Annotated in this window: 15 protein-coding genes; 9 read left to right on the forward strand and 6 right to left on the reverse strand. The window is 68.3% G+C overall.

What is annotated here, in order from left to right; genetic code table 11:
- Positions 1–4 precede the first annotated feature (4 nt).
- Genes LZ005_RS21775 through LZ005_RS09030 form a run of 3 tightly spaced genes read left to right on the forward strand, consistent with a single transcriptional unit; the run spans position 5 to position 5,447 of the window.
- Positions 5–1,624 carry a methyl-accepting chemotaxis protein gene (locus tag LZ005_RS21775; protein WP_307727788.1) on the forward strand — a complete coding sequence of 540 codons (1,620 nt, stop codon included), beginning with the start codon at positions 5–7 and terminating at the stop codon, positions 1,622–1,624.
- A gap of 20 nt (positions 1,625–1,644) precedes the next feature.
- Positions 1,645–4,215: a response regulator gene (locus LZ005_RS09025; protein WP_237806864.1), complete on the forward strand. Its 2,571-nt coding sequence runs from the start codon at positions 1,645–1,647 to the stop codon at positions 4,213–4,215.
- The gene (locus LZ005_RS09030) at positions 4,212–5,447 is read left to right on the forward strand and encodes a sensor histidine kinase (protein ID WP_237806866.1); all 1,236 of its coding nucleotides are present in this window, start codon (positions 4,212–4,214) and stop codon (positions 5,445–5,447) included. Before LZ005_RS09025 ends, LZ005_RS09030 begins: the two co-directional genes overlap by 4 nt.
- Here LZ005_RS09030 and LZ005_RS09035 read toward each other — a convergent pair.
- Positions 5,429–6,040 (reverse strand): 1-acyl-sn-glycerol-3-phosphate acyltransferase, encoded by a 612-nt coding sequence (locus LZ005_RS09035; protein ID WP_237806868.1) that lies wholly within the window; start codon positions 6,038–6,040, stop codon positions 5,429–5,431. The two genes, LZ005_RS09030 and LZ005_RS09035, sit on opposite strands and share 19 nt — an antisense overlap.
- A 130-nt stretch (positions 6,041–6,170) precedes the next feature.
- On the opposite strand from LZ005_RS09035, the gene arsC reads away from it, so the two are divergent.
- Complete coding sequence (arsC, locus tag LZ005_RS09040; protein WP_237806870.1) at positions 6,171–6,512, forward strand: arsenate reductase (glutaredoxin); 342 nt, start codon at positions 6,171–6,173, stop codon at positions 6,510–6,512.
- Positions 6,513–6,599: 87 nt separating this feature from the next.
- On the forward strand, positions 6,600–8,225 hold the full coding sequence (locus LZ005_RS09045; RefSeq protein ID WP_237806872.1) for a M28 family peptidase: 1,626 nt from the start codon (positions 6,600–6,602) through the stop codon (positions 8,223–8,225).
- 177 nt (positions 8,226–8,402) lie between these two features.
- Here the strand turns inward: LZ005_RS09045 and LZ005_RS09050 are convergent, their stop codons facing one another.
- From LZ005_RS09050 to LZ005_RS09060, 3 genes are read right to left on the reverse strand one after another with little or no spacing between them, the layout of a single operon-like run.
- Positions 8,403–9,461 (reverse strand): alkene reductase, encoded by a 1,059-nt coding sequence (locus LZ005_RS09050; protein ID WP_237806875.1) that lies wholly within the window; start codon positions 9,459–9,461, stop codon positions 8,403–8,405.
- A 9-nt stretch (positions 9,462–9,470) separates the two neighbouring features.
- On the reverse strand, positions 9,471–9,830 hold the full coding sequence (locus LZ005_RS09055; RefSeq protein ID WP_237806877.1) for a DUF1304 domain-containing protein: 360 nt from the start codon (positions 9,828–9,830) through the stop codon (positions 9,471–9,473).
- Between the two features lie 9 nt (positions 9,831–9,839).
- Positions 9,840–10,730, reverse strand: coding sequence for an EamA family transporter (locus LZ005_RS09060; RefSeq protein ID WP_237806879.1), 891 nt, complete (start codon positions 10,728–10,730; stop codon positions 9,840–9,842).
- 100 nt (positions 10,731–10,830) lie between these two features.
- Here LZ005_RS09060 and LZ005_RS09065 point away from each other — a divergent pair, with 100 nt between their 5' ends.
- From LZ005_RS09065 to LZ005_RS09080, 4 genes are all read left to right on the forward strand, one after another.
- On the forward strand, positions 10,831–11,511 hold the full coding sequence (locus LZ005_RS09065) for a c-type cytochrome (protein WP_237806881.1): 681 nt from the start codon (positions 10,831–10,833) through the stop codon (positions 11,509–11,511).
- A complete protein-coding gene (locus tag LZ005_RS09070) occupies positions 11,508–12,788 on the forward strand; it encodes a cytochrome c (protein ID WP_237806883.1) in 1,281 nt (426 codons plus the stop codon). The genes LZ005_RS09065 and LZ005_RS09070 overlap by 4 nt, the downstream gene beginning before the upstream one ends.
- Positions 12,789–12,797: 9 nt before the next feature.
- Complete coding sequence (sugE, locus tag LZ005_RS09075) at positions 12,798–13,115, forward strand: quaternary ammonium compound efflux SMR transporter SugE (RefSeq protein ID WP_237806885.1); 318 nt, start codon at positions 12,798–12,800, stop codon at positions 13,113–13,115.
- A gap of 85 nt (positions 13,116–13,200) precedes the next feature.
- On the forward strand, positions 13,201–14,145 hold the full coding sequence (locus LZ005_RS09080; RefSeq protein WP_269106628.1) for a 4-hydroxyproline epimerase: 945 nt from the start codon (positions 13,201–13,203) through the stop codon (positions 14,143–14,145).
- Here the strand turns inward: LZ005_RS09080 and LZ005_RS09085 are convergent, their stop codons facing one another.
- Both LZ005_RS09085 and LZ005_RS09090 read right to left on the reverse strand, forming a co-directional pair.
- Positions 14,146–14,877 carry an AraC family transcriptional regulator gene (locus LZ005_RS09085; RefSeq protein ID WP_237806887.1) on the reverse strand — a complete coding sequence of 244 codons (732 nt, stop codon included), beginning with the start codon at positions 14,875–14,877 and terminating at the stop codon, positions 14,146–14,148.
- Positions 14,858–15,820, reverse strand: coding sequence for a succinylglutamate desuccinylase/aspartoacylase family protein (locus LZ005_RS09090; RefSeq protein WP_237806889.1), 963 nt, complete (start codon positions 15,818–15,820; stop codon positions 14,858–14,860). The genes LZ005_RS09085 and LZ005_RS09090 overlap by 20 nt, the downstream gene beginning before the upstream one ends.
- Positions 15,821–15,840 lie beyond the last annotated feature (20 nt).

The raw sequence follows: 15,840 nt of genomic DNA on the forward strand, positions 1-15,840 counted from the left end.
AAGCATGCTAAAAGACTTGTCGATCAAAGGACGCCTGATCGGGGCCATGAGCGTACTGGCGGCGCTGCTGCTGGCCACTGGTAGCGGCGGCCTGTATAGCCTGAGCCGGGCGAACGACGCGTTCAAAACTGTGTACGAAGACCGCCTGGTGGCGCTCGGCCAGCTGGCCGATGTCAATGTGGCGATGCTGAATGTGCAGGTCGCCCTGGGCAAGGCGGTGGACCAGGAAGGCAGCGCGCGCGAGGCGGAAATCCAGGCCGCCGACCAGGCCCTGGCCCGCGCCGACAAGCGCTGGGGCGAGTACATGGCGACCTTCCTCACCGCCGACGAACAGAAGCTGGCCAAGGAATACGACGCGGCGCGGCGCCTGGCGCGCGAGCAGGGCATGCAGCCGCTGCTGGCCGCGCTCAAAGGCAGCGATGGGGCCAGCGCCCAGGCCGTGCTGCACGAGCGCTTCGACCCGGCCGTGACGGCCTCGCTGGCGGTGATGGAGCGTCTGAGCCGCCTGCAGCTGGAGGTCGGCAAAGCCGAATACGAGCGCGCCGAGCAGACCTATGAACGCTTCCGCCTGATCGCCGTGCTGGCCATCGTGGCGGGGCTGCTGGTGGCCGCCGGCATGGCGGTCTGGCTGCTGCGCGCGATCATGCTGCCGCTGCAGCACGCGGTGCAGTTGGCCGAAGCAGTGGCCGCCGGCGACCTCACGCAGCAGATCGAGGTCGATTCGCGTGACGAGATGGGCCAGCTGGTGCAGGCCCTGAAAACGATGACGGAGAGCCTGGCCCGGATCGTGGCCCAGGTACGCAGCGGCACCGACACCATCAGCGTGGCCTCGCAGCAGATCGCCAGCGGCAATGCCGACCTGTCGGCGCGCACGGAGACCCAGGCCTCCACGCTGGAAGAAACGGCCAGCTCGATGGAGGAACTGACCGGCACCGTGCAGGCCAATACCGAGAATGCGCGCCAGGCCAATACCCTGGCCACGGCCGCCAGCGACGTCGCCACCAAGGGCGGCGCGGTGGTGATGCAGGTGGTCGATACGATGGGCAGCATCAGCGCCGCCTCGACCAAGATCGTCGATATCATCGGCGTGATCGACGGGATCGCCTTCCAGACCAATATTCTGGCCCTGAACGCCGCCGTGGAAGCGGCGCGCGCGGGCGAGCAGGGGCGCGGTTTCGCCGTGGTGGCAAGCGAAGTGCGCAATCTGGCCCAGCGCAGCGCCGCCGCCGCCAAGGAGATCAAGACCCTGATCAACGACTCGGTGGCCCAGGTCAATGCGGGCAGCCGGCTGGTGAACGAGGCCGGCGTCACCATCCAGGAGGTGGTGGGCAGCGTCAAGCGCGTCACCGACATCATGGCCGAAATCATGCATGCCTCGGTCGAGCAGTCGGCCGGGATCGAACAGATCAACCACGCCGTCACCGAGATGGACACGGTCACCCAGCAGAATGCCGCCCTGGTCGAGGAGGCCGCCGCGGCGGCCATGGCCATGCAGGAGCAGGCCGCGCGCCTGGCCGAGGCGGTGTCCGTATTCCGCGTCGACCAGCGCACTGCCCTGAGCGGCGCGCCAGCGGCTCCCCGCCTGACCAGCGCCGCGCCGCGTCTGCGCAGGAGCCTGGCCTGAGCGATTGAGGCGACACCCCGATGCTTAAGCGCCTGCTCCAGCGCACCAGCCAACTGTCGATCGCCCTGATCGCCAGCGCTGCGCTCACCACCGTGGTCACTCTGATCCTGCTGGTGTTTGCGTTCATGTCGTATAGCGGCGAGCGCAGCCAGCGCGAGGAGGCTTTGCATCACGACCTGGTGGCGGCGGCCGACCAGATGGCCTTGTCGCTGGCCCTGCCGACCTGGAATTTCGACGACAGCCAGGTGCTGGCCGTGATGCGCTCCAGCCTGAACGACCCTGATCTGGAAGCCGCCGTGGTGGCCGCCACCGCCAACCGCCGCACCTTCGCCGTGACCCGCGCGGCCGACGGCAGCCTGCAGGTGGTCGATCATGGCCCGAACGATCCCGAGCTGCTGGTGGCGGTGCGGCCGATCAAGATCGCCGAGCAGACCATCGGCACCGTCAGTGTGTATGCGACCCACCGCCTGCTCGAAGAAGACCTGCGCCAGCGCCGCTTTGCGCTGGGCGGCGTGATTCTGCTGCTGGACGCGGCCCTGGTGGCGGCCCTGTATGGCCTGATCTGGCTGCTGATTCTGCGTCCGCTGAAGGACCTGGGCCACTACGCGGCCGCCGTGAAGGATGGCGGTGAAGTCGGCCACATGGCCGGCCAGGACACCTATTTCGCCGGCGAGCTGCTGGTGCTGCGCGATGCCGTGACCGAGATGGTGGGCCTGCTCGACCAGCGCTACCTGGCCCTGCGCACCAGCGAGGAGCGGCTGTCGATCGCGACGCGCGCCGCCAATATCGGCATCTGGGACTGGAATGTGCTGACCAATGTGCTGGTCTGGGATGGCGAGATGTACCGCCAATACCAGCTGACGCCCGCCCAGTTCGACGGCCAGTTCGAAAGCTGGACCCGCTGCATCCTGCCCGAGGACCTGAGCGCCACCAACGAAGCGGTGCTGGCGGCCCTGCGTGGCGAGCGCGAGTTCCAGGCCGAATTCCGCATCCTGTGGCCGAACGGCGCGATCCGCCATCTGAAGGCCGACGCCATGACCGTGCGCGATCCGGGCGGCCGGCCGCTGCGCATGATCGGCGTCAGCTACGACGTGACCGACACCAAGCTCGCCCAGCAGGAGCTGATGCGCCACCGTAACCACCTGGAAGAACTGGTCGCGGAGCGCACGGCGGCGCTGTCGGTGGCCGTGGCCGAGGCCAAGGCCGCGAATCACGCCAAGAGCGTGTTCCTGGCCACCATGAGCCACGAGCTGCGCACGCCGCTGAACTCCGTGATCGGCTTCTCGCGCCTGATGGCCAATTCGGCCACCATGTCGGACGAGGAGAAGCGCAATCTGAGCATCATCCACCGCTCTGGCCAGCATCTGCTCACCCTGATCAATGACATTCTCGAGTTGTCGAAGATCGAGGCCGGCCGCGTCACGCTGCAGGAAGAGGCGATCGACCTCAAAGGCCTGCTGCGCGAAGTGATGGACATGAACAGCGCCCGCGCGCGCCAGGGCCAGCTGCGCCTCGAACTCGATACGCGCGACCTGCCGCCGGCCGTGCGCCTCGATGGCGCCAAGCTGCGCCAGGTGCTGCTCAACCTGATGAGCAATGCGGTGAAATTCGTCGACCAGGGCAGCGTCACCCTGCGCGCCTGGGCCAGCCCGGCCGGGCCGGAGCGCGTGCGTCTGGCCTTCGCCGTCAAGGACACCGGCATCGGCATCAGCCCGGCCGACCAGGCGCGCGTCTTCGAGCCCTTCATCCAGGGCGAGAACAACAGCAAGCGCGATGGCACCGGCCTGGGGCTGACCATCTCGCGTGAATTCGTGCGCCTGATGGGCGGGAATCTGGAAGTCGAGTCCGAGCTTGGCAAAGGCTCCGAATTCCGCTTCAGCGTGGAGGCCGCGATTGCGGAGGCCCTGCCGGTGCAGGCGCCGAATGAAGCGGTGTCGCTGCCGGCCGAGCAGCGCGGCAAGCATATCCTGATCGTCGACGACAACGCCGACGGCCGCGCACTGCTGGCCGGGCTGCTGCAGCCGCTGGGCTTCGTGGTCGATGAAGTCGGCGACGGCGTGGCCGCGCTGGCCGCGCTCGAACGGCATGTGCCCGATCTGGTGATCATGGACTGGCGCATGCCCGGCATGGACGGCCTGACCGTCACGCGCCGCCTGCGCGCGCGCCAGCTGCCACGCCAGCCCAAGGTGGTGGTGCTGACGGCTTCCGCCTTCGAAGACGAACGCACCCAGGCGCTGGCCGCCGGCGCTGACGACTTCCTGCGCAAGCCGATCGAATACGACAAATTGTGCCGCGTGCTCGAACAGCAGCTTGGCCTGCAGTTCGAACGGCGCGCGCGGCGCGAAGAGCCGGTGCCGCCGCCGGCGCCGCCGCGCGAGCCGACCGAAGCCGAACTGGCCGCGCTGGCGCCGGAACTGCGGCGCGGTCTGCGCGCGGCGCTGCAGGACCTGGACATGGAAGAAGTCGAGCGGCTGCAGGCGAGCGTGGCCGCGGCCAATCCGGCGCTGGCCGAGGCCATCGCCCAGATGCTGGGCCGGCACCAGTATCCGCGCCTGTGCGCGCTGATCGACGCCTGCGAGGTGAGCGCATGAAGCAGGATGTGCAGAACAGCGGCGAAGTGCTGGTGGTGGAGGACACGCCGGCCTCGCTCAAGCTGCTGACCGATCTGCTCAAGGCCGAGGGCTATGCGGTGCGCCAGGCGCCCGACGGCGAGCTGGCCCTGTGGTCGGCCCAGTCGCGTCCGCCCGAGCTGATCCTGCTCGATATCCGCATGCCCGGCATCGACGGCTATGAAGTCTGCCGCCGCCTGAAGACCAATCCGCGGCTGGCGCCGATTCCGGTGATCTTCCTCTCGGCCCAGCACGACACCGACGACAAGGTGCGCGGCTTTGCCGCCGGCGCGGTCGATTTCATCGGCAAGCCCTACCAGGCGGAAGAAGTGCTGGCGCGCGCCCACGTGCACATCACACTGGCGCGCACCCAGGCCGCGCTGGCGCGCACCAACGGCGAACTCAGTGCCACGCTGGACAAGCTGCGCACCGCGCGCGACGAAGTGCTGCGTGCCGAGCGCCTGGCCGCGCTGGGCGCCCTGGTCAACGGCGTGGCGCATGAACTGAATACCCCGATCGGCAATTGCGTGCTGACCGCCTCCACGCTGGCCGGGCACGCGCGCAGCTTTGGCGAGCGGATCGAGCAAGGCGTGCGCAAGTCGGAGCTGGCGCAGTTCGTGGCCGAGACCAGCGTCGCCGCCGATCTGCTGATGCGCAATCTGGACAAGAGCGCCGCGATTGTCACCAGTTTCAAGCAGGTGGCGGCCGATCAGGCCAGCGCCGAGCGGCGCCGCTTCGACCTGGGCCAGCTGGCGCGCGACATGAGCATCACGATCGCGCCGCTGCTGCGCGAGCGCAGCGTGCGGCTGGAGCTCGATATCCCCGATGGTCTGATGCTCGATAACTATCCGGGGCCGCTCTGCCAGGTGTATAACCAGATCGTCAGCAACGCGCTCCAGCATGGCTACGGCCCGCACGACGCGGGCTGCATCCGTGTCTCCGCCTCGCTCGAGGGCGAGCAGGTACGCATGCGCTTTTGCGATGACGGGCGCGGCATCGCGCCCGAGCACGTCGAGAAGGTGTTCGATCCCTTCTTCACCACCCGCATGGGCCAGGGCTCGGGCGGCCTTGGCCTGCACATCGTCCACAACCTCGTGAACAATGTGATGGGCGGGCATATCGGCGTGTTCAGCGCGCCCGGCGCCACCTGCTTCGAGCTGTGGCTGCCGCTGACGGTGCCGCAGATCGGTCCCGCTCAGCTGTCCTTGAACTGAATCGGCGCCGCCAGTTCCGGGTGCAGGCCCGGACGGTCCGCGTACACGGCGGCGATCGCGGCCAGGTCGCGCTGCGGGTCGCCACTGAGCTCCAGGCAGTCGACCACGCCGAGTTCCTTGCGCTTGTAATCGAGGTAGACCACCAGCAGCGGCACCTTGGCCGCCACCGCGATGTGATAGAAGCCGCTGCGCAGATAAGGCTTATAGGAGCGCGTGCCCTCCGGCGCCAGCGCCAGCCAGCACCAGGGTTCGGCCTTGATCTGGGCGGCCAGGCGTTCGATCGCCCCGGTCGAGGCATGGCGCTCGACCGGCATGCCGCCCCAGGCGCGCATGAAGGGGCCGAGCAGGCTGCCGATCGGCCCTTTGAACAGGCTGTCCTTGCCGAGCCAGCGGAAGGGCAGGCCGAGCGCCCACTTGCCGAGCAGGCCGACGAAGAAGTCCCAGTTCGACGTGTGTGGATAGACGATGGCCACACCGTGCGGGCCGGGCAGGGGTTTGAAACGCATATTCCAGCCAAAGGCATTCAGAATACGCAGGGCGGCGCGCTGTCCCCAGCGGGGCAGTTGTTCCGGTTGCAGCCGGGTGTCGGTCATACCATCTCCTCTCGCGCCCGGCGTTGCATAGCCGCCGGGTCTGTCGTCTGTACGCATTTTATCGGCGCCGGCGAGACCCCACAAGCGCGGCGCCAAGCTGCTATCCTTCGATTTTTTGTCCGAGGCGAGCATGAAGGCCACCATCTACCACAACAACCGCTGCTCCAATTCGCGCGGCGCGCTCGAACGGCTGCGCGCGGCCGGCATCGAACCCGAGATCATCGACTACCTGGCCAATCCGCCGTCGCGCGCCCAGATCGCGGCCCTGATCGGGGCGGCCGGCCTGAGCGTGCGCGAGGCGATGCGCAGCAAGGAAGCCGTGTACAGCGAGCTCGGTCTGGCCGACGCCAGCGACGCCCAGCTGCTCGATGCGATCGCCGCCCATCCGGTGCTGCTGAACCGCCCCTTCGTCGTCACGCCCAAGGGCACGCGCCTGTGCCGCCCGCCCGAGCTGGTCGACCAGCTGCTGTAAGGACTGGCAGCGCGCGCGCCTTGGCATACAATGCAGTGGCCGCGCGCGACCCGCTCGGCTCCACCACCAACAACCAACAAGATCGCCATGCATACACTGATCAAACCCCTGGCCGCGAGTCTGCTCGCCGCCAGTTTGGCACTGGCCTATCCGGCCGGCGCCGCCCCCGTCGGCCCGCAGGTACAGGAAGCTCCGCTGCGCGCCCATCTCGCCTTCCTCGCCAGCGATCTGCTGGAAGGGCGCGGTACCGGCCAGCGTGGGGCCGACCTGACCGTCGCCTACCTCGAGGCGCAGGCACGCGCGCTCGGCCTCAAGCCCGGTAACGGCAGCAGCTATCTGCAGCCGGTGAATATCGCCGGCGTGGTCGCCCGTCCGGCCGACAGCAGCCTGGCCCTGAGCGCGAACGGCGCCGCCCTCAAACTCCAGTTCGGCAAGGACTGGGTGTGGGCTCCGGGCGACGCCGTGGCCGAACACAGTTTCGATGCGCCGCTGGTATTCGCCGGCTATGGCATCAGCGCGCCCGAGGAGGGCTGGAACGACTTCAAGGACCTCGACGTCAAGGGCAAGATCCTGGTGGTGATGGTGAATGACCCGCAGCCGACCGAGGCCGAGCCGAATCGCTTCGGCGGCAAGTCGCTGACCTACTACGGCCGCTGGACCTACAAGTTCGAAGAAGCGGCGCGCCAGGGCGCGCTCGGCGTCCTGCTGATTCACACCACGCCGAGCGCCTCGTATGCGTGGTCGGTGGTGCAGAACAGCTGGGACAATGTGGAGCGCTTCCAGCTCGCCGACGGCGAGCGCGGTACCGCCCTGCAGGGCTGGATGACCGAAGACAGCGCGCGTCAGCTGTTTGCCGCCGCCGGTGCCGACCTCGATCAGCTGCGCGCCGCGGCCGAGAAGAAGGGCTTCAAGGCGGTGCCGCTGAACGCCCGTCTGCAGGGCAGCGCCAAGGCCAGTGTGCGCAAGATCGAGCAGTTCAACGTGGCCGCCGTGGTGCCCGGCACCGATGCGCGCCTGAAGGACGAAGTGGTGATCTATTCGGCCCACTGGGACCATCTGGGCAAACAGGGGACGGGCAAGGACACCATCTTCAATGGCGCCGTCGATAACGCCTCCGGCACCGCCGGCCTGCTGGCGATGGCCGCCGAAGCGCGCCTGAAACCGGCCAAGCGCAGCCAGATGTTCCTGTGGGTGGCGGCCGAAGAGCAGGGCCTGCTGGGTTCCGCCGCGTATGCGAGCAAGCCCCTGTGGCCGCTGGCGAAAACGGCCGCCAACCTCAATCTGGACAGCCTGAATTTCGTCGGCAAGGCCAAGGACATCGGCGTGCAGGGCAGCGAACGCACCGAGCTGGTGAAGTTCGCGCGCCAGGCCGCCACGGCGCTCGGCCTGCAGATCGCGCCGGCCAAGCCCGACCTGGGCGGCGGCTACTTCCGCAGCGACCATTTCAGCTTCGCCAAAGTGGGCGTGCCGGCCTTCTCGATCGAGGGCGGGCGCGACTACGTGGGTGACCAGGAAGCGGCCAAAGCCAAGGCCAAGGCCTACGGCGCCCGTTACCACCAGGTGACCGACGAGTACGACCCGAGCTGGGACCTGACGGGCATGGTGCAGCAGGCCCAGTTCACGCTGACGCTGGGCCTGCTGGTCGCGAATGCGCCGGCCATGCCGGCCTGGAACAAAGGCGACCCCTTCGGCGCCGCCCGCGCCAGCAAGTAAGATCCGAGCAGTCCCCCGGGCTTGCTCAGCGCATCCCGGGGTCAAACTTGCTCCGCAAACAAATCGGGGTCAGACCCCATTTATCCAGAGAGAAAAAAGGGGTCTGACCCCATTTTTCTTCGAAGATAAATGGGGTCTGACCCCGATTTTTCTTTGCGGCAGCGGTGCCGTGCGGGCTTAGGCGGGCAGGGCGGGATAGTCGGTGTAGCCTTCCGCCGTGTCGTGGTAGAAGAACTCGGCGCGCGCGGGGTTCAGGGCCGCGCCTTGCGCCAGGCGCTTGGGCAGGTCCGGATTGGCGATGAACCACTTGCCGAAGGCGATGGCGTCGGCGTCGCCCTTGGCCAGCAAGGCGTTGCCGCTCTCGGTGTCCATCTGCTCGTTGGCGATGAAGACGCCGCCGAACTCGCGCTTGATCATCGGGCCGAGGCTGTCCGCGCCGATCTTCTCGCGCGCGCAGATGAAGGCGATCTTGCGCTTGCCCAGCTCGCGCGCCACGTAGCCAAAGGTGGCGGCGGGATCGGAGTCGCTCATGTCGTGCGAATCGCGGCGCGGCGCCAGGTGCATGCCGACGCGGTCGGCGCCCCATACCTCGATGCAGGCGTCGGTCACTTCGAGCATCAGGCGTGCGCGGTTTTCAATCGAGCCGCCATAGCGGTCGGTACGCTGGTTGGTGCCGTCCTGCAGGAACTGGTCGAGCAGGTAGCCATTCGCGCCATGGACCTCGACGCCGTCGAAACCGGCGCGCTTGGCATTCTCGGCACCCTTGCGGTAGGCCGCGACGATGCCGGGGATTTCTTCGATGTCGAGCGCGCGCGGCGTCACGTACGGGCGCTGCGGACGCACCAGGCTGACCGTGCCCTTGGGGGCGATGGCGCTCGGCGCCACCGGCAGGTCGCCATTCAGGAAGATCGGGTCGGAGATGCGGCCGACGTGCCACAGCTGCAGGAAGATGCGGCCGCCGGCGGCGTGCACGGCCTCGGTCACCTGGCGCCAGCCTTCGACCTGTTCGTCGGACCAGATGCCCGGGGTGTTGGCGTAGCCGACGCCCTGCGGCGTGACAGCCGTGGCTTCGGACAGAATCAGGCCGGCGCTGGCGCGCTGCACGTAGTATTCGGCCATCAGGGCGTTCGGCACGCGGCCTTCGCCCACGGCGCGCGAACGGGTCAGCGGCGCCATGAAGATGCGGTTGGGGAGGTTCAGATCGCCGATGGTGATCGGGTCAAACAGAGTTGGCATGGTTTCCCTTCATTGTGTCATGGTGGCGACCAGCGCCAGGATCGCTGGCGCGGTCTGGATCCAGAGGATCGAGCGTTTCACCGTCACGCCGCCCCATAGGCCGGCCACGGCGACGCAGCCAAGGCCATACAGGGTGAAGGCGTGCCGGATCGCCGCCTCCGGGTGAAACAGGCCGAGCGCAAGCGCTGCGGCCAGAAACAGGTTGTAGCAGCCCTGATTCGACATCGCTGCCTTCAGGACGGCCGCTTCTTCCTTCTTCAGTCCAAATACTTTGCGGCCGCGGGTCTCAAAAACAAGGGCCTCGAGCACAAAAATATAAACATGCAGGAGCATGATCAGGGCGACGAGGGCGGTGGCGAGCGTGGACATGGGGTCTCCTCAGGCAGTGGGGGGAGCCTTGATTGTAAGGGCCTGCCAGCGCGGCCCGTACAAATTGAGCACCAGCCCGGCCAGCACCAGGGCGCCGGCGGCGAACACCCACCAGTGCAGGCGCTCGCCGAGGAACAGGGCGCTCGAGGCCATGCCGGTGACGGGCACCAGCAGCGCAAACGGGGCGATGGTGGCGGCCGGATAGCGCTTCATCAGCAGCGACCACAGGCCGAAACAGAGGATGGTGTTGGGGTAGCTCTGGTACAGCACCGCGCCGACCGTGCGCCAGCTGGCGTGCTGCCACGCGGTCTGCCAGGCGCCGATGCCTTCGAATAGCAAAGAGGCGAGGAACAGCGGGGGCATGGCATACAGCGAGCCCCACACCATCAGCGCGACGGCATCGACCTTGGCCATTTTTTTGGTGACGATGTTCGCCGCGCCCCAGCTGATCGCGGACAGCACCACCAGGCTGAATCCGAGCAGGGTGGCGCGGTTGTCGAGATGGGCGGCCACCAGCAGCATGCCGCCGAACGCAATAGCGGCGCCGGCCAGCTGCAGCCAGTGCGGGCGCTCGCCCAGCAGGAGTACGGCCATGCCGATCGTGAAGAAGGCCTGCAGCTGGATCACCAGCGAGGTCAGGCCGGCCGGCATCCCGAGGCGCATGCCGATGAACAGCAGCGCGAATTCGAGGGTGAACTGAAACAGGCCGTAGGCGGCCACCAGGCGCCATGATGCTCCAGGGTGGCGCACGAACAGCACCATCGGCAGGGCCGCGAACAGAAAGCGCAGCGCGGAGAACAGCAGCGGCGGCAGGTCCTGCAGACCGATCTTGATGACCACGAAATTGGTGCCCCAGATGGCCACCACGGCGAGCGCGGTCAGCACATCGGTCAGACTCATATGCGCCTTCATGTGCGCCCCTTCTTGCGATGCAATCGGGCGATTATCGCGCGCTTCCGGCTTTCCTGCTGAAGCGGCCCGGATGCGGCACAATAGCGGGATGCGAATTCTCCTGATCTCCCTCTTGGCCGTCAGCGCGCTGGTGCGCGCCGCACCGGTCGAAGACAGCATCGCCCAGCGCGCCGTGGCCTGCGCTGCCTGCCACGGCAAGGAAGGGCGGGCGACGCGCGACGGCTTCTTCCCGCGCATCGCGGGCAAACCGGCCGGCTATCTTTACAACCAGCTGATCAACTTCCGCGACGGCCGTCGTCAGTTCCCGCAGATGCGCCATATGGTGGGGCAGCTGTCGGACGACTACCTGCGCGAGCTGGCCGATTACTTCGCGGGGCTGCATCCGCCGTATCCGCCGGCCCAGGCGCCGGCCGTTCCGGAGGCGCTGCTGCAGCGCGGCCAGCGCCTGGTGCAGGAGGGCGACGCGGCGCGCAAGCTGCCGGCCTGCGCGGCCTGCCATGGGCGCGAACTGGGCGGCACGCAGCCTGCGGTTCCGGGCCTGCTTGGCCTGCCGCGCGACTATCTGAATGCGCAGTTCGGAGCCTGGAAGGCGGGCACGCGCCGCGCCGCCGCGCCGGACTGCATGGCCCAGGTGGTGCGCCAGCTGTCGGATGAAGACGTGGTGGCCGTATCGGCCTGGCTGGCAGCGCAGCCGGTGCCGGAATCGCTGCGGCCGGCCGCCGCCGCACCGGCCAAGCCGCCGCTGGCCTGCGGGAGCATGCAGCCATGAGGGCGCGCCTGTTTCCGATGCTGGCCGGGCTGCTGGCCGTGGCGATCCTGGCGCCGGCCGTGATCATCGGCCTGGATATCGTGCGCGAACCGGGCGCCGGCACGCGGGCCGCGCCGGCCAGCAGCGACTCGCGCGCACTGGTGGCGCGCGGCGCCTATCTGGCCCGGGCCGGCAACTGCATGGCCTGCCACACGTCCGTGGGCGGCGCGGCCTATGCGGGCGGGCGCGCGATTCACACGCCGTTTGGCGACATCTATGCCTCGAACCTGACGCCGGACGCCGCGACGGGCCTGGGCGCATGGTCGGCCGACGACTTCTGGCGCGCTCTCCACAACGGCAAGGGCAAGGACGGGCGCTTCCTGTATCCGGCTTTCCCGTACACGAATACCACCAAGGTCACGCGCGAGGATGCCGATGCGCTCTACGCCTATCTGCGCTCGCTGCCGCCGGTGCGTCAGGCGACGCCGGCACCGGCGCTGGCCTTTCCCTTCAATCAGCGGCTGCTGCTGCCGCTGTGGCGCTTCCTGTACTTCACGCCGGGCGAGTTTCAGCCCGATCCGGCGCGCAGCGTGGCCTGGAACCGCGGCGCCTATCTGGTCCAGGGGCTCGGCCACTGCAATGCCTGCCACACGGCGCGCGGCGCCCTGGGCGGCAGCGCGGGACGTGAACTGGCGGGCGGCATGATCCCGATGCTGGGCTGGCACGCGGCCTCGCTGACGGACCGCCCGGGCCTGGGCGATCCGGCCGAACTGGCGCAGCTGCTGGGCAGCGGCGTATCGGCGCGGGCGGCCGTGTTCGGGCCGATGGCCGAAGTGGTGCGCGGCAGCCTGCAGTATCTGGAAGCGGCCGACGTCCAGGCCATCGCCAGCTATCTGGTGTCGCTGCCGCCGACCCAGCCCGATTTACCGGAAGCGCCGGCCATGACGGCCAGCCTGCAGGCGGCGCTGGCGCGCGGCGCGGCCCTCTACAAGAACCACTGCGCCAGCTGCCATCAGGCCGATGGCAGTGGCGCCGCCGGCGCCTATCCGGCCCTGGCGGGCAGCCGCAGCCTGCGCGAAGCGGGTGCCACGAATGCCGTGCGCATGGTGCTGTATGGCGGTTTTCCGCCCTCCACGCGTGGCAATCCGCGCCCGTATGGCATGCCGCCGTTCGGGCCGAATCTGAGCGACGCCGAGGTGGCCGACGTGGTCACCTATGTGCGCCAGCAGTGGGGCGTGCCGGGCGTGGAACTGGAGGCGCGCGATGTGCAGCGCCTGCGCACGGTGCCGGTCGAATAAGGAGGCGCGATGCATTGGTGGTGGCTGTTTGTGGCGGGACTGATGGAAGTGGGTTGGGCCATCGGCCTGAAATACACCGAGGGCTTTACGCGCCCGCTCCCCTCGGTGCTGACCTTGGCGGCCATGGTGGCCAGCGTGGTGCTGCTCGGTGTGGCCATGCGCCAGCTCCCGCTCGGCACGGCCTACGCTGTCTGGACCGGGATCGGCACGGTCGGCACGGCCATCGCCGGCATGCTGCTGTTCGGCGAATCGGCCGGGGCGCTGCGCCTGGCCTGCATCGCCCTGATCATCGTCGGCATCGTCGGTCTCAAATGGCTGGCCCATTAGGGGGCCGGCACTTGTGCCGATTTCGTCGTCGCCGCGCGGCCCGCCGCGCAAGACAGGGCGGGGGGCGCGCGCTATGCTGGCGGCCATGAAAACCATCTCCATCATCGATTCCCATACGGGCGGCGAGCCGACCCGCCTGATCATCAGCGGCGGCCCCGATCTGGGCGACGGTCCGCTGAGCGAGCGGCGCGCCCGCTTCCAGCGCGAGTTCGACCATGTGCGCAGCGGCGTCGTCAACGAGCCGCGCGGCTCGGACGTGCTGGTTGGCGCGCTGCTGGTCGAACCGCATGCGCCCGGCTGCGTGGCCGGTGTCATCTTCTTCAATGATGTGGGCTACCTCGGCATGTGCGGGCACGGCATGATCGGCGTGGTCGCTTCGCTGGCCTTCCTGGGCCGGATCGGGCCGGGCCTGCACCGCATCGACACCCCGGTGGGCGCGGTGGCGGCCACCCTGCACGAGGATGGCAGCGTCACCATCGACAATGTGGCGGCCCGGCGCACGCGCGCCGAAGTCACGATCGACGTGCCGGATTACGGCCGCGTGACGGGCGATGTGGCCTGGGGCGGCAACTGGTTTTTCCTGATCGAGTCGCACCCGTTCACGCTGGATCTGGCCAGCATCGACCAGCTGATGGCCTTTACCAGCGCGGTGCGGGCGGCCCTGCAGGCGCAGGGTATCGCCGGCGACGACGGCGCCATGATCGACCACATCGAGCTGTTTGCGGCGCCGCGCAGCGGCACGGCCGATAGCCAGAACTTCGTGCTCTGTCCGGGCAAGGCGTATGACCGCTCGCCCTGCGGCACCGGCACCAGCGCCAAGCTGGCCTGCCTGGCCGCCAGCGGCAAGCTGGCCCCGGGCGCGCTGTGGCGCCAGCAAAGCATCATCGGCAGCGTGTTCGAAGCTTCCTATCGCCTGGTCGATGGCGAGGTGCGCCCTTCGATCCGCGGTAAAGCCTGGGTCAATGCGCGCGCCGATCTGATCATCGACGACAGCGACCCCTTCGTCTGGGGCATCCGCGCCGGGGCCTGATCAGGCCTTGTGCAGGGCGGCCCGGTACTGCGCCGGGGTGAGGCCGACTGTGGCCTTGAACTGGCGCGTGAAGGCCGAGTGGTCGCTGTAGCCGCAGGCGAGGGCGATCTGGGCGATGCTGCTGTCACCGGCCAGCAGGCGCGAGGCGGCATCGAGCCGGGTCTTGATCAGCATCTGGCGCGGATTGATCTGGAAGATGCGCACGAAATAGCGCTCCAGCTGGGCCACCGACATGCCGGCCGTGCGCGCCAGCTCGGGCATGCTGAGGGCGCGCCCATACTCCTCCTGAATCAGTCGTACGCTGGCGGCCAGCTTCTGGTAGCCGGGGTTCTTCTTGTCGGCCATGGCCAGATCGCGCGAAATGCCGCACAGGCCGACCACTTTGCCGTGGGCGTCGCGCAGCGCCAGTTTGCGCGTCAGGCACCAGCCGGGATCGCGGTCCGGGTAGAGGTGCAGCTCCAGCTTGTCATCGATGTCCTGGCCGCTGGCCAGCACGGCCTGGTCCTGGGCCAGCCAGGTTTCGCCATACGGCGGACGGAATACCTCGGCCGCCGTCTTCCCGACCAGGGCCTCCTTGCTGCGCATGCCGCAGCGCCGTGCCAGCGTGTGATTGGCCAGCACGTAGCGGCAGTCGGCATCCTTGACGAAGAAGACGACGTCCGGCAGCGCGTCGAACAGCGGCGCGGCGAAGAAGGGATTGGCGGCCAGGGCCTCAGTCAGCGTAGCGCTCAAAATCCTGATGCGGCTGGGCGAGGTAATACCATTCGTGGCCCGGCTTGGCGTTCACGTCCGGGAACAGGATGCGGCCTTCGAGTTCGGCCAGCACCGGCGTACCGTCGGCGCGCACGCCGATCTGGTCGCCCACCTTGACCGGGTCGAAGCTCGACCAGGTCTTGATGAAGCGGTCGCCCTCGCTGGCCTTGTCGTGCACCACCACCATCGACAGGGTCTCCATCTCGGCCAGCGGCATCGGTTGCGGGCGCGGGGCGTCGATCATGCCGAAATGGGCCAGCACGTTCTTGATGGCGCGGTAGCCGACGTCGGGCGCCTGCGGGTCCAGATGCTGGCCGCATTCGAGCGTCAGCGCGTAGCCGCCGGTGGAGCGCATGTATTCGGTGGTGCCGATCCCGTAACGCACGACCTTGTCGCGCTCGGACGGATCGCGCGTCTGCATGCGCCGCTCGACCCCGGCGCCATAGGTGGCCAGCCAGCCATCGACATAGCGCTTGACGCCCAGGATGCGCGCCATCGCGCGTTCCTGCTCGGCGTGGCGGAAGGGCTGCAGCGGTCCGGCGTTGTTGCGCGGGCCGACCATCACGAAGGGCTCGGCCTGGGCGTTGAACGAGTGCAGATCGAGCAGCACCTCGTGCCGGGCCAGCAGTGGGCACAGCCAGTTGGCCACGTGGTCTTCGAATTCCTGCGGGTCGTCGGTCGGGCACAGGTTGCGGTTCAGGTTACGGTCGCCCGCGCGCTCGCCCTTGGCATAGGCGAGCGGATTGGTGACCGGGACGAAGGTGACCGTGCCGGCCACGATTTCATAGTCGCCGCGTTCGAGTTCCGCCAGCACGCGCTCGATGGCCTTGGTGCCGGCGGTTTCGTTCCCGTGGACGGCGCCGGTGATGATCAGGCGCGGGCCTTGCCCCAGACCCGTGTACTGCACCGATTTGAATTGCATGTGAATCCTTGTTGAAGTCG

The sequence above is a fragment of the Massilia sp. TS11 genome (genome assembly GCF_022012445.1).
Classification (GTDB): Bacteria; Pseudomonadota; Gammaproteobacteria; order Burkholderiales; family Burkholderiaceae_D; genus Telluria.